At 66.1% G+C, this 12,693-nt stretch carries 13 protein-coding genes and 1 pseudogene; 5 read left to right on the top strand and 9 right to left on the bottom strand.

The window, feature by feature from the left end:
• Positions 1–54: 54 nt before the first annotated feature.
• The 6 genes from AB0N75_RS05485 to AB0N75_RS05460 form a co-directional block, all read right to left on the bottom strand.
• Positions 55–858 (bottom strand): tryptophan-rich sensory protein, encoded by an 804-nt coding sequence (locus AB0N75_RS05485; RefSeq protein WP_364646278.1) that lies wholly within the window; start codon positions 856–858, stop codon positions 55–57.
• A gap of 60 nt (positions 859–918) precedes the next feature.
• Positions 919–1,635, bottom strand: a complete 717-nt coding sequence (locus AB0N75_RS05480; protein WP_364646275.1) for an anti-sigma factor — start codon at positions 1,633–1,635, stop codon at positions 919–921.
• Positions 1,622–2,194, bottom strand: a complete 573-nt coding sequence (locus tag AB0N75_RS05475) for a sigma-70 family RNA polymerase sigma factor (RefSeq protein ID WP_364646272.1) — start codon at positions 2,192–2,194, stop codon at positions 1,622–1,624. Before AB0N75_RS05475 ends, AB0N75_RS05480 begins: the two co-directional genes overlap by 14 nt.
• A 67-nt stretch (positions 2,195–2,261) precedes the next feature.
• Positions 2,262–2,978: a class F sortase gene (locus AB0N75_RS05470; protein WP_364646269.1), complete on the bottom strand. Its 717-nt coding sequence runs from the start codon at positions 2,976–2,978 to the stop codon at positions 2,262–2,264.
• A gap of 101 nt (positions 2,979–3,079) precedes the next feature.
• On the bottom strand, positions 3,080–3,901 hold the full coding sequence (locus tag AB0N75_RS05465) for a DUF4397 domain-containing protein (RefSeq protein ID WP_364646266.1): 822 nt from the start codon (positions 3,899–3,901) through the stop codon (positions 3,080–3,082).
• Between the two features lie 87 nt (positions 3,902–3,988).
• Positions 3,989–4,543 carry a dihydrofolate reductase family protein gene (locus AB0N75_RS05460; RefSeq protein ID WP_364646263.1) on the bottom strand — a complete coding sequence of 185 codons (555 nt, stop codon included), beginning with the start codon at positions 4,541–4,543 and terminating at the stop codon, positions 3,989–3,991.
• A 162-nt stretch (positions 4,544–4,705) separates the two neighbouring features.
• On the opposite strand from AB0N75_RS05460, the gene AB0N75_RS05455 reads away from it, so the two are divergent.
• The 4 genes from AB0N75_RS05455 (at position 4,706) to AB0N75_RS05440 (ending at position 8,829) form a co-directional block, all read left to right on the top strand.
• Complete coding sequence (locus AB0N75_RS05455) at positions 4,706–5,218, top strand: DUF6328 family protein (RefSeq protein WP_364646260.1); 513 nt, start codon at positions 4,706–4,708, stop codon at positions 5,216–5,218.
• A gap of 57 nt (positions 5,219–5,275) precedes the next feature.
• Positions 5,276–6,769: an oligopeptide:H+ symporter gene (locus tag AB0N75_RS05450; protein ID WP_364646258.1), complete on the top strand. Its 1,494-nt coding sequence runs from the start codon at positions 5,276–5,278 to the stop codon at positions 6,767–6,769.
• An 85-nt stretch (positions 6,770–6,854) separates the two neighbouring features.
• The gene (locus AB0N75_RS05445) at positions 6,855–8,360 is read left to right on the top strand and encodes an SDR family oxidoreductase (protein WP_364646255.1); all 1,506 of its coding nucleotides are present in this window, start codon (positions 6,855–6,857) and stop codon (positions 8,358–8,360) included.
• 10 nt (positions 8,361–8,370) lie between these two features.
• Positions 8,371–8,829, top strand: coding sequence for a hypothetical protein (locus tag AB0N75_RS05440; RefSeq protein ID WP_364646253.1), 459 nt, complete (start codon positions 8,371–8,373; stop codon positions 8,827–8,829).
• A 216-nt stretch (positions 8,830–9,045) separates the two neighbouring features.
• Here the strand turns inward: AB0N75_RS05440 and AB0N75_RS05435 are convergent, their stop codons facing one another.
• The 3 genes and pseudogenes from AB0N75_RS05435 to AB0N75_RS05425 form a co-directional block, all read right to left on the bottom strand.
• Positions 9,046–10,365 carry an MFS transporter gene (locus AB0N75_RS05435; protein ID WP_364646250.1) on the bottom strand — a complete coding sequence of 440 codons (1,320 nt, stop codon included), beginning with the start codon at positions 10,363–10,365 and terminating at the stop codon, positions 9,046–9,048.
• Positions 10,366–10,609: 244 nt separating this feature from the next.
• Positions 10,610–11,101 carry a TetR/AcrR family transcriptional regulator C-terminal domain-containing protein gene (locus AB0N75_RS05430; protein ID WP_364647021.1) on the bottom strand — a complete coding sequence of 164 codons (492 nt, stop codon included), beginning with the start codon at positions 11,099–11,101 and terminating at the stop codon, positions 10,610–10,612.
• A gap of 15 nt (positions 11,102–11,116) precedes the next feature.
• Positions 11,117–11,323: pseudogene (locus AB0N75_RS05425) on the bottom strand (hypothetical protein); the annotation flags it as partial.
• A gap of 99 nt (positions 11,324–11,422) precedes the next feature.
• On the opposite strand from AB0N75_RS05425, the gene AB0N75_RS05420 reads away from it, so the two are divergent.
• Positions 11,423–12,643, top strand: a complete 1,221-nt coding sequence (locus AB0N75_RS05420) for a glycosyltransferase (RefSeq protein ID WP_364646247.1) — start codon at positions 11,423–11,425, stop codon at positions 12,641–12,643.
• Positions 12,644–12,693: the final 50 nt, after the last annotated feature.

The following is a 12,693-nucleotide window of genomic DNA, read 5'->3' as shown; positions in this document are numbered from 1 at the left end:
AAACGTCCCGCCGGAGCACGTTGCGTCAGCCAAGGGCGAAATTCAGTAGGCTTACTAATCGCGGGGGCCGGTGCCGGCTACCACCCGGACCACCACCGCGGTGATCAGCACCACCGCCGCACAGATGGCGGCTGCGATGGCGGTGCCGTGATCGACCAGTCCGCCGTCCACCCGGCCGACGGCGATCCAGGCCAGGCCCCAACTGGTGGCCAGCGCCGGGGCCAGCCGGCCGCGGCTGTAGAGCGCCGTGGCGACGCCGATCGCTGCCGCCACGGCGAGCACGATCGAGGACAGCAAGGTCACCGGAAGCCCGAAGCCGTCCACGCCGGACGCGGCGAGGACGGCCGCGGCATTGGCCACCGTGGCGACGGTGACCCAGCCCAGGTAGAGGCCGAAGGTGCCGTCGGTGATGAGCGCGTCCAGCACTCCCCCGTTGGGCGTGCGGACCAGGATCACCAGGATGCGGGCCAGCACGGCCAGCAGCACGATGATCACGGCCAGGCTGATCACCAGCAGCCCGAGCTGTACCACCCAGATCCACGCTGCATTCAAGAGCATGGAGGCCACCGCCCAGCGGCGCAGCGCGGCATGCCGGGCAGACCGCCGCTGGGCCGGCAGCAGTTGCCAGACGGCGTAGGCGAGCAGCCCAAGGTAGATGAGGGACCAGATCCGGAAGGCCGGCGAGGCCGGAGCCAGCGGGGTGGAGTCTTCGTTCAGCCAGCCGCCGGCCGCCTCCTGGATGGGGGTCCCGATCAGCACGCCGCTGCCCATGAAGGCGGCAGCGATGGCCACCAGGGAGCTGACCAGCACAAGGACCGGCACTGCCAGTCCGGTCCTGACATCCGTTCGTTGCTGCATGCTTCCTCCGGCCGTCGTCGGTGCGTTCATTGCTGAAGTGGGTCCACCGTGGAACAGCGATCAGGTTCCGAGGCTGCCGCGGACGATGCTGACGGTGGAGTGCGCGGGGTTGCCGTCCAGTGGCTCGTCCGAGACGTCCACAATGGGGAACTTGGACAGGTCCAGTCCTTGCGGGATGGGGAATCTGCCGCTGTCCGTGTCCATCACGCCCAAGCTGACCAGACCGGACAGGTCCGGCGCTATCAGCCACACTTCCTGATAGCCCTTGGCCTCGTTGGCGCTCAGCCGGACCTCAAGTTCCCTGATGCCGTTGGTCTCCACCACCCGCGCCGTCCCGGTGGCAGCGTACTGCTCCAACGGCTTCAGATCCGCCTGTGCCAGGGTGGCAGCGTTTCGGTTGACGCTCCAGGACACACCGATGACCACCAGGAGCACCACGGCTGCCGCGGCGGCCAACCAGGCGGGCAGGTTCCGGACTCTGGGGCGCCTCGCGGACTGCAGACTCCGGACCACAGCGGGACCGCCGGTTTCGTGCAAGGGGTCTTCCGCCAGTTCCGGGGAGAGCCCCAGTTCGCGGTGGATGGCTTGCCAGACGTGTGGCCCCGGGGACTCCAGTTGCGGATCGGGATCGGCCTTGGCAGCGTTCACCGCACGGCGAAGTGCTTGGTACTCGTCGGCGCACTGGCTGCAGGTTCGGAGGTGATCCCGGTCGGACCGGTCGCCGACGGCGTCGTCCAGCGCGAGCAGGCTGATCAGTTCCGGATCAAGGTGCTGCATGATCAACCTCCAATCGGCGCCTCAGGTGCTGCAGACTGCGATGAATATGGCTCTTGACGGTACCAAGCGGCAGATCGAGCCGGCGGGAGATCTGCTCGTGGGTCAAGTCTTCGTAGAACGCCAGCCGCATGATGGAACCCTTGGGTTCGCCCAGCCGTTCCAGCTCGCCGTCCAGCAGCAATCTGTCCGCGAGTGTTTCCGGGGACTGGGAGCCTTCGGCATACTCGGGGTCGGGCAGGACCGCCGAGACGGCGCGGACTTTGCGGTTCTCCCGGGCGGTGGAGGACTGCGCGTCGGCGATGGCGCGCCGGGTTATCCCCACGATCCACGCCGGCAGCCGGCCCACCGACGGGTCGAATCCGTCCCGCAGGCGCCAGGCCCGGATGAAGACTTCCTGGGTGACATCGTCCGCCGCTGCCTGATCCCGCAAGGCTCGGGAAGCCAGCGTCCGGACCAGCGGTGCCAGGTGGCGGTAGGCGTCGGCGATTGCCGACTCCTCACCGGCAGCGAAGGCCGTATCGATGCCGGTATCCCACGCGTCGAAAGGAGGAGGTGCCAAGCCTGCGTCCTTCCGGTCGTCGGGAGTGGAAACTACCCCGCTGACTGGTGCAGAAGGGCCGGAAAAGTCAGTCTGGGACCGCTGTGACAACCACATTGTGGCTGTAATCCTGCCGTGCGTCCAGCCACTCGCCGCCGCAGGTGACCAGCTTCAGTTGTGGTTTTCCGTCCCGGCGGAACACGGCCGCCGCATCGAATTGGTCCTTGTCCATTAGTTCAACCTCCGAGACGCGGTAGGTGAGGGTCTCGGCGTCCGCCCGTTCCACGATGATGCGCGTGTCCGGCCGCAGTTGCCTGAGCTCGGAAAACGGGGCCAGTCCGGACAAGGTGTCTACGTGGGCCGCTATCACCGCGGTTCCGGTCCCGTCCCCCGGTGCCGGACCGTGGCGGTACCAGCCCGCCCGGTCAACGGAATCGGGAATCTCCATCTGGTTGCCAGCCCTAACTCCGACGGCGACCACGCTGACATCGATCGAGGTTCCGGCCACCACCAGCCGGGTCGGCGGCGCTTTCTCTTCCGGCGCCGCGGGCAGTGCCCGGTGGACCGGGATGGCCGCCGGGTCCGGAATCACCGATGAATCCGGCCTTGCCGAGGGCTCCGGGGCCCGGCCGCCCTGTCGGGCGCCGGCGTTGCCCGGGCCGTCAACCGAAGGCGTTGCGGAGGAAGCGACCGGGGACAGCAGGACGCCCGCGGCCGACTGCGGTGCGGCGCAGCCGGCAGCGGCGAGCAGGACCGCACCGAGCAGAAGCCCGGTCCGGGCCGCCGTCGTCGTCGTGTTGGTCATGGCGCCTTCTGACGTGTCGTTTGCGGGTATCTTGCTGGTGGGTAGCGGAGGAAGCCGGTGGTGCCCCGGGCAGGCACCACCGGCTTCGGAGCCCGCCGCTGCTAGTCGTTGGCGCGAACCGACAGCTTGCGACGGGCGGCGGCGCCGGCGCCGAGGAGCAACAGGAGGGCTCCTCCGGCGACTGCGGCGCTGGTGTAATCCGGGCCGGTTTCGGCGGCCGGTCCGGAGCGGCCGCCGGGCACTGCGCCCGGAGCCGAGTGGAGTCCTTCGATGTTCTGCACGGCCACGGCCAGGTTGCCGTCATCCAGGCTGCCCCACGCGTAGACGATGGTGTGGGTGCCCTCCGCCACCGGCACGTCGGCCGGCCCGATCACCGGTTCGGTGGTCCCGGCCGCAGCCACGGTGGCCGAGATGGTTCCCGGGTCCAGCGTGAGCGTCTGTTCGTCCGGGTTGGACAGGCCTTGGATCACTGCGGAACCGCCGGCGAGCACGTCGACGGCGGGGGCGGCAGCGGTGTGCCGCACAGTCAGCTTGCCCTTGCCGGCGTCGATCGCGGAGACGTCGTTGGGGAATAGGTTGGCGGTCGGTTTGCCCTCCGCGTCCAGGTTGGCCACCGCCGTGTAGTTGCCGCCGGCTTCCAGCTGGACGTCGACCGGGCCGATGGCCGGGTCGTCCGCGTTTTCGGCGTCCGCGGCAGTGATGGCCAGGGTGTACTCGCCCGCGGGCAGTGCCAGCGGTCCGGCCAGGTCGCCGGGGACGAAGTCGTCCAGTGTCCGCTCGCCGTTGACCCAAACATCCACGGTCAGGTCGGGAACCCCGTGCAGGACCGAAAGCTGGGCCTCCTGGTCGGCGGCCTGGGCCGGAGCTGCCGCTCCGAGCGCCAGGAACCCCAAGGCGGAAACAGTAAAGATGCTCTTGCGCATGTGGATCTCCTTCAAAGGCCCGGGTGCACCAGGCTGATGGCTGCTTACACCCCTACTACCGTCCAGGCCGCGCGTTTGGATGCACGCTCATGAAGTTTTTTTGGCCGGGCCCAACACCTTGTAGATGGCGCAGATGAAGGACCTGTTGCGCGCCAGGTCAGTGAGTTCCAGGTCAAACTTGCGCGGGAACAGCGGGCGGCCGGAGCCCACCGTAGCAGGCGCGATCGACAGGACTAGCTCGTCCAGCAGCCCCGCCTCGGCAAACTGGGCCGCGAGGTCCCCGCCGCCCACCACATAGATGTCCTTGCCGGCGGCCGCAGCCGCGAGCGCGGCATGGATTGGCTGGATGTCTCCCTGCGCAAAGCGAATGTCGGCGCCCTCGACGCCCGGCAGTTCTCCATGCGAGAGGACCCAGGCCGGCATCTTGTACGGCCACGGTTCCTCCGACGCCAGCAGGTGTTCACGGACCCACTCATAGGTTGTCCGGCCCATCACCACCGCCCCGACGCCGTTGATGAAGTTGTCGTAGCTGTTCGGGCCACCGCCGTCGATGTCCTGCTTGAACAGCCAGTCCAGCGAGTCATTTTCATCCGCGAGGTACCCGTCCAGGGTGGTGGCGGTGAAGAAGATGGTGCGGGTCATGGGATTCCTCCTGACGGCCGGTGCCGGTCCTGATCTGTCTGGAAACAGTGTGCCGGAAGGACGGCCGGGTGGGCAGGGTGGTGACCGTCCGACCCCAAGCCGGTCACCGACGTCGTGCCTTCCCCGCACGCGAGGAGCCGCCGGAGAGGCTAAATTTTAGGTATGGCTACGGATGAACGCGTGAATGAAGAGTCGAGGGGTCGCAACGAGACCTTCGAGGAGAAGCTGGACCGCAACTGGAACGAACTGCTCCAGGAACTGCGGGTCATGCAGACCGGCGCGCAGATCATCACGGCGTTCCTGATGACGCTTCCGTTCCAGAGCAGTTTCCAGGACCTGGCCCCGTACCAAGTGGGCCTGTACATCGGGCTGTTGGTGCTGGCGGCGCTGATGACCGGGCTGATCCTCACGCCGGTCGCCATCCACCGGCGGCTGTTCGGCCTGCATCTCAAGGACGCCACGGTGGCCCAGGGGCACCGGATTGTGAAGATCGCCGTGCTGGGCATCGGGTTGCTGGCCACCGGCTGCGTGGCGTTCATTGTGGATGTGATCGCCGGGGACGTGCTGGCGCTGGCCATCGGCGGCGGGGTGCTGCTGGTGATGGTCTTCTTGCTGTGGATCCTGCCCCGCGTGCTGCAGCACGGGCTGCGCAGCGGCGCAGGCACCGACGACTGACGCCCTGCGGTCAGCTGAACCCGTGACAGGCTTCCGCCCGAGTGGAAGCATGGCGGCATGAGCATTCCATCAGAACCGATCCCTCCAGCGGGACCCCGCACTGATGAACGCGGTCCGGGCGGCAAGACCTTCTTCGGCCAGCCGCGGATGCTGGCCAATCTGTTCAGCGTGGAGCTGTGGGAGCGCTTCTCCTTTTACGGCATGCAGGTTGTGGTCCTGCTCTACATGTACTTCTCGGTGGACGAAGGCGGCCTGGGCATCAACCCGGCCGTGGCCACCGGAATCATCGGCGCCTACGGCGGCACCGTGTACCTGTCCACGATCGTCGGCGCGTGGGTAGCGGACCGGCTGCTGGGTTCCGAGCGGACGCTGTTCTACGCCGCCATCATGATCATGCTGGGGCATATCTCGCTGGCGCTGATTCCGGGGATCCCGGGGCTGGCGGTCGGCCTGATCCTGGTGGCCTTCGGGTCCGGCGGGTTGAAGGCCAACGCCACCTCGCTGGTGGGTTCGCTCTATGCGCTCGACGACGACCGCCGGGACGCGGGCTTCTCCATCTTCTACATGGGCGTGAACATCGGCGCGCTGTTCGGGCCGCTGCTGACCGGCCTGACACGGGACACGTTGGGCTTCCACTTCGCATTCGGGCTGGCCGCGATCGGCATGGCGATCGGGCTCACCCAGTACGCGCTGACCCGCAAGAACCTGCCGGAGGAATCGCATCAGATCGCCGACCCGCTGCCCCGGAGCAAGGTGCCGGTGGTGGGCGGCATCGTCGCGGCGGTGGTAATCCTGATTGTGGCGGCGGTGCTGACCGGAGTGGTGAACGCCGAAAACCTGGCCACAGTGGTGGCGCTGGTAGCGGTGGCCGCGGCAATTTCCTACTTTGTGGTGATCCTCTCCAGCAAGCACATCACTGAAACAGAACGACGGCGGGTGCTCTCCTTCATCCCGATGTTCATCGCCAGCGCGGCGTTCTTCTCCATGTTCCAGCAGCAGTTCACCGTGGTGACGCTGTACTCTGACCAGCGGCTCAACCGGAACATCCTCGGCTGGGAGATGCCGATCGAATGGGTGCAGTCGATCAACCCGGTGTTCATCATCCTGCTGGCCCCGATCTTCGCCGCGGTGTGGACCCGACTGGGCCCGCGGCAGCCCATCACACCGGTAAAGTTCGCCATCGGGCTGGCGATCATGGGGCTGGCCATCTTGGCCTTCATCCCGCTGGCCGGGGGCGGCCCGAACACCGCTCCGCTGCTGGCCATGGTGGGAATCCTGCTCATGTTCACGCTCGCGGAGCTGTTCATCTCCCCGGTGGGGCTGTCCCTGTCCACCAAACTGGCGCCGCACGTTTTCCGCACCCAGATGGTGGCGCTGAACTACCTGTCGGTGTCGCTGGGCACGGCGCTGTCCGGCGTGCTGGCCGGCTTCTACAACCCAGAGGACGAGGTCCCGTACTTCGGCGCCATCGGCCTGGTGGCGCTGGTGCTGGCCGTGGCGCTGTTCCTGGCCGCAAAGCCGATCAAGAACCTGATGAGCGGGGTGCACTAAAAGTGGCGGCGACGGATTCCTGCGGTGCCCGTCCGGGCGCCGGGTGTGGCTGGCGTGCTGGATGTGGTGACAGCGTGAGGACGCCGTGGTGACGCCGCAGCGGGTGCTGGTCACCGGTGCCACCGGCTATATTGGCGGCCGGCTGGTTCCGCGGCTGCTGGCGCGCGGGTACCAGGTCCGTGTGCTGGTCCGCTCCCCCAACAAGCTCGCCGCGGTGCCGTGGCACGACGACGTGGACATTGTGGCCGGGGACCTGGCCGATGAGGACGACGCGCGGCGGGCCTGCGCGGATGTGCAGACGGTGTTCTACCTGGTGCACTCGATGGCCTCCGGGCCCGACTTCGAGGAACGCGAACTGGCGATGGCGCGCACCGTCGCTGCCGCCGCCGCGGCCGCCGGGGTGAACCGGATCGTCTACCTGGGCGGGCTGCATCCCGAGAACGTCGAGCTCTCCCGCCACATGCGCTCGCGTGCCGCCGTGGGCCGTGCGCTGCTGGAAGGCGAGGTGCCGGCGGCAGTCTTCCAAGCCGGCGTCGTGATTGGCTCCGGTTCCGCCTCCTTCGAGATGATCCGGCATCTGTCCGAAAACCTGCCGGTCATGCCGGCGCCCAGCTGGGTACGGCGAACGGTGGAGCCGATAGCCATCCGCGATGTGATGCACTATTTGGAACGCGCGCCGGAGCTCCCTGCCGGACTGAACCGCACGTTCGACATCGGCTCGCACGAGCGGTTGACCTACGCGGGCTTGATGTACGGGTATGCGCACGAGGCCGGGGTGCGGCAACGGCTCATCTACGCCCTGCCGATCCCAGCGCCCGCGCTCGCCGGCTGGTGGGTGGCGCTGACCACACCGATCCCGCACGCCATGGCCGTGCCGCTGGTGCAATCGCTGCAGCACGATGCGGTGTCCGCCGAGCACGACATTGACCGGTACATCCCGCAGCCCGAGGGCGGGCTGACGGGTTACCGCCGGGCGGTGAAGCTGGCGCTGGGGAAGATGGCCAGCGGCGAGGTGGAGACCAGTTGGAGCAACGCGTCCAACGCCCCACCATCGGACCCGCTGCCCAGCGACCCCGACTGGGCCGGACGGACCGTGTTCGTGGACAACCGGGAGCGGGGATCCGACGTTCCCGCCGAAGACGTCTGGCGCGTCATCCAAGGAATCGGCGGAACGAACGGCTGGTATTCGTGGCCCGCGGCGTGGGCCATCCGCGGCGTGCTGGACAAGCTGGTGGGCGGCGCCGGACTCACCCGCGGCCGCCGGCATGCCGGCCGGCTCGGCGTCGGCGATGCCGTGGACTGGTGGCGGGTGGAAGCCATCGAGGAGGGACCCAAGCGCTGGCTGCTGCGGCTGCACGCGGAGATGAAGGTGCCCGGGCAGGCCTGGCTGGAACTATCGGTGGCTCCCGAGGACGGCGGCAGCGTGTACCGCCAGCGCGCCATCTACTTCCCCAGCGGGCTCTCCGGCAAACTCTACTGGTGGCTGGTCCTGCCGTTCCACGGCCTGATCTTCCCGTCCATGGCGCGCAACATCATCCACCGGGCTGCCGGGCTCGGGGCGACTGATGACGCAGCCGCCAGCATCCGCTAGATTGCGGAGCATGAACGACGACGACGCACCGCTCGAACGCTACCGGCGCCCCGATGGGCTCGACGACGCCACGGTGGAGGCCCTGGGCAAGCTCTCCGAGGCGCTGGAGGTGATCGAACACGCCCGCGGCCACCTCTACGCTTTCCACCGGCTCACCGGCAAGGCCGACTTCGCACTGGGCGACGCCGCGGCGCTGCTGCGCCAAGCCGGGCACCACGAGTTGGCCGAGCAGGTCGAGCAGGAGCTCGTCGGCCGGAACGTGATTGAGGGACGCTGGACCTTCCAGATCGTCGACGAGTACGACGAGACCTACTACGGCCCGTGCAAGGAACTGGAACGGCAGGCCCGCGAGAAGCTGGCCGACGGCCGCAAGCATTTGTTCGAGGCGGAGATGAAAGAGGACCGGCGCACCCACGGCCTCAAGCACCATGAGGCAACTCCCCCGAGCCTGCGCGACCTCGATTCCTGACCAACGGGCCGACTGTCCCGGCAGGACGTTTCGGGCCGACTGTCCCCGCAGGGCGTCCAGCGCCACATTCGCCACGGGCCGCCACTGCGTTGTGCGGCTGTACAGTGCGCGCCACATTCCGCCAGGAGGGTCAGCATTGCTAACGCTTGCGTGGACTGACTCCTGCGCCGCTGTTCCGCTGGTCGAACCCGCCAGGGCGGCGGACGCCTCGCCGGCCTATTGAACCAGCGCTTCTTCCTCGGTTAGCTGATCGTTGTCTACGTTTGCCGTTCGGAACTTTGAGAACATCAGCACCAAGGCCGAAAGCAACATGACTCCGGCGGCTGCCCAGAGGGCCACGGAGGAGCTTGTGATGGTGGCGAGCGCACCACCTATCGGTGCACCCACAACAATCATTCCCCGGTTCATCGAGCGTTTGGTGGCACTCATCCGGGCGATTAGCCTGTCCGGCGTCACTGCCTGCTGATATCCCATTTCCAACGGACCCTCGACGCCCATGGACAGCCAGAAAAGGAATTGCCCTCCCGTTGCGACAGCAAACGCCGCCCAAAGTGCTGCCGGCCAAGCGGCAGGAAAGTCACTCGCGCGCTCATTCAACGGACCGCCCACGGCGGCAATCAAGGGAGACAAAGCGATCACACTAAGCGCTACCGGCTGGACCAGTCGTGCGATGATCATTGTTTTGCCGGTTCCCCACCATTCCCCGATACGTATCGAAATGAATGTTCCCACTACGGAGCCGGCTCCTGCGCCGCTGAGTATCAAACCTAGCCCCAGGGCACCAAGCCGTAAGTCGTTGAGAACGAGTGCCGGAAGGACTGTGCCCATGATGGCGGAACCGATGAACCACGCATGGGTGGACCAGGACAACGGTCCGAGCCGCGGGTGGCCGTAGACCCAGCGCAAACCCTCCCCAATTTGGCGCCTCAGGGAGCCGTCCCTGTTCAATGGCGGTTTATTAGCAGCCGCGTGTTTCAAGGAGAGCAGGAGGGAGCCGCACAAGAAGTGGGTTATCGATCCCAGAAGAAGAGCGAAAGGTGCCGTCACTAAGGCCACCAAGCCACCGGCTACCGCACTGCCCGTGGTTTGAGCGACGGTGTCGCTTTGCTGCAACCGGGCATTCGCGTGCGTGAGTAGGGGTCTGGCAACAAACTGGGGCAGGAAGGACTGATGGGCGGCGTCGCTCATCAACGCCAGTGTTCCAAAGCCAAACATCAGGACCGTCACCGCAGGAACGCTGAGGAATCCTAGTACCCCCAGCAGACAGAGCATTGCCAGGATCAGACCACGTCCAAAATCGCCGGTGATGAGGACGGTGCGGCGACGGAACCGGTCCACCCAAATTCCGGCGAGTAACCCGAAGATCAAGTAGGGCGCCCAGCGTGCAGCGTTGACCAATCCCTGGTCCAGTGCGGTGCCTTTTAAGGACACCAGAATCAGGACTGTGAGCGCCACAGTCGTGATGTAGGTACCGAAATCTGACACGGTTGATGCCAGCCAGAACCGTACGAATGCTGAATTGCGGCGCAGTTTCATCTCTTCGTTTGGGGCAATATGATTCCGAATGTCGGCTCCGAGCCCCGCCTTTCCACAGAGTGCAGTTCGTGGCTTAACGGTATTTCTCTACAGATAGTACCTATTGAATATGCCCAGCCCCGTTGGTACGACTGGCGCCCGGTCATGCAATCCCCAAATAACACCGGATGGACCGCATGCTGCCTCTGTGACTGGCATTTCGGGCAGCGATCACATCACAGACGAGAGTGGCGTTTAGCTGGCTTCATTCGGAATCGATGGCAACCGGCAGGCCAACGCCTGCCAGGCAATTTGAAATAACTCTGGTAAATGTTTCTTCCGGCCTTTCGGGTTCGTGCTGCCCTGTAAGCGCGGCGGCCAGCAGCGGGTAGTTTCCGGACCCTGCGACGTCGGAGATGTACTGCATGCGCGCCGGCAGCGAACCGTCGCTGCCCACCGCAGACGCGGTTGCCGAAGCCAGTTCATTCTGCGCAAACGATGACGTGATGGCCGTCAGCATGGCCACCGTCTGCAACTTGGCGGGGCCAGACAGATCCACAGCTTGCAGGGCCGACAAAGCCCGTTCCAGATAAAGGAGCGAGTTCGGCCCCATGGAGGGGCGCGTCAACAGCAGCGGAGCCAGCCACGGATGCCGGAGCATGATGCTCCGACCCTGAAGTGCCAAGTTCACAAGCTGGATCCGCGGTGGTTCATTGGAGGGGCCAAGGTCATATTCGCCGCTGACCGTGTCGACCATGAGTTCGACGAGTTCGTCGTGGGATCTCAGATACCGGTATAGGGACGCCGTGCCGGCCCCGACGCGCGCAGCAACACTCCGGATGGACACCGCCGCCAAGCCGTCGCGGTCAGCGATCGAAACCGCCCCCAAAGCGATTCCCCGGCGGGAGTGCGCCGGTTTTGGCCCGACGCCCGAGCGCTCAGGCCGCCGCCAGATATCAATGGGGTCATTTGTTGACATCCCCGTACCACTCCCCATCCGGTCCGTGGTTCCTCCTGCAGAGATTCCAGTATATCCTCAATTGCGAACATCGATCGCAATTGAGGAATGAGGGACGTCATGCGGATACTGATGATTGCGCCCGGGACTCGAGGCGATGTTGCGCCGATGGCCGGGCTGGGCAGCAGGCTTCAATCTTTGGGATTTGAGGTCGCGATCGCGGCAAATGCGGCCTACGCCCAGCTCATCACCGCAGCCGGGTGCGAACATCGAGAGCTGCCCGGGGACATGAGCCATCTGGTGAGCCCTGCTCCCCCAGGCCAAAAGGCGACGGGCGCCGATCTGCGCAGCTACATGCGTGAACTCGGCGACTACTTCGATCTGGCCGCAGTCGGCACGCTGGCTGCGGCTAAGGCGGGTGCCGACGTGATCTTGGCCAATGCGGTTGCTCCGTTTGCCTATGACGTGGCCGAGGGCCTCGACATTCCTGCCATCGGTGCCCATTTGCAGCCGACCGAACCTAGCGCTGCCTACCCTCCTATGGTTCTGGGGACCGCTCGAAGTTTGGGGCCGGTCGGCAACAAGCTACTCGGTTCATTGGTATCCGCAGGCAACGCACCGTATGACGCCCCCAGCGCGCGCATCCGCCAAGCCCTCGGCTTGGTCAAAAAATCGCGTGCTGCCGCCGAACGGGCCCGCAGGAAAGCCAACCGTCCCGTTCTGCACGGCATCAGCCCCACCATATTTCCACGCCCGGCAGATTGGCGGTCCGGACTCGTCATGACTGGCTACTGGTGGCCGGAAGCCGATCCGGACTGGCAGCCACCCTCCGACTTGCTCGAGTTCCTTGCGAACGGTCCGCCCCCGGTCTTTATCGGCTTCGGCAGCAGCGCAGCCGTGGACGTGGACTTCATGCTCGATGCCGCACAACGCGCGGGGGCCCGCGCGGTGCTGCAAGGCGTCCAGAGCGTGTCCGGACCCGATGCCATCAGTGTCGGAGCCGTCCCGCACGAATGGCTGTTCCCACAGATGGCTGCTGTTGTTCACCATGCTGGAGCGGGGACCACCGCTGCAGGGCTGCGCGCCGGTGTGCCGACGGTGAGCGTGCCGATCTATACGGACCAACCGTTCTGGGCCGCCCGCATCACGGCCCTCGGGGCAGGTCCGCAGCCGGTCCCCTACAAGGAACTCACCAACGAACGGCTCGCCGCCGCCATCATGGAGGCGATGACGACGCCGGACTACGCCGCGCGCGCACGCCAGCTGTCGGCAACTCTTTCGACAGAGGACGGGACCGCGCCCGTCGTGGCAGCGCTCCGGTCCGCTGTTGAGTTGACGTAGCATCCCCAGAGCATCCAGGAGGAGACCGAGTTTGGTGTTACCTCGGTCGG

It is taken from the genome of Arthrobacter sp. NPDC089319 (assembly GCF_040684925.1).
GTDB lineage: Bacteria > Actinomycetota > Actinomycetes > Actinomycetales > Micrococcaceae > Crystallibacter.
This window is presented reverse-complemented; position numbering and strand designations above follow the sequence as displayed.

Coding starts and splice junctions, on each gene's coding strand:
- AB0N75_RS05485 (WP_364646278.1), bottom strand. CDS start 858: ATGCAGCAACGAACGGATGTCAGGACCGGACTGGCAGTGCCGGTCCTT.
- AB0N75_RS05480 (WP_364646275.1), bottom strand. CDS start 1,635: ATGCAGCACCTTGATCCGGAACTGATCAGCCTGCTCGCGCTGGACGAC.
- AB0N75_RS05470 (WP_364646269.1), bottom strand. CDS start 2,978: ATGACCAACACGACGACGACGGCGGCCCGGACCGGGCTTCTGCTCGGT.
- AB0N75_RS05465 (WP_364646266.1), bottom strand. CDS start 3,901: ATGCGCAAGAGCATCTTTACTGTTTCCGCCTTGGGGTTCCTGGCGCTC.
- AB0N75_RS05460 (WP_364646263.1), bottom strand. CDS start 4,543: ATGACCCGCACCATCTTCTTCACCGCCACCACCCTGGACGGGTACCTC.
- AB0N75_RS05455 (WP_364646260.1), top strand. CDS start 4,706: ATGGCTACGGATGAACGCGTGAATGAAGAGTCGAGGGGTCGCAACGAG.
- AB0N75_RS05450 (WP_364646258.1), top strand. CDS start 5,276: ATGAGCATTCCATCAGAACCGATCCCTCCAGCGGGACCCCGCACTGAT.
- AB0N75_RS05440 (WP_364646253.1), top strand. CDS start 8,371: ATGAACGACGACGACGCACCGCTCGAACGCTACCGGCGCCCCGATGGG.
- AB0N75_RS05435 (WP_364646250.1), bottom strand. CDS start 10,365: ATGAAACTGCGCCGCAATTCAGCATTCGTACGGTTCTGGCTGGCATCA.
- AB0N75_RS05430 (WP_364647021.1), bottom strand. CDS start 11,101: ATGGTCGACACGGTCAGCGGCGAATATGACCTTGGCCCCTCCAATGAA.
- AB0N75_RS05420 (WP_364646247.1), top strand. CDS start 11,423: ATGCGGATACTGATGATTGCGCCCGGGACTCGAGGCGATGTTGCGCCG.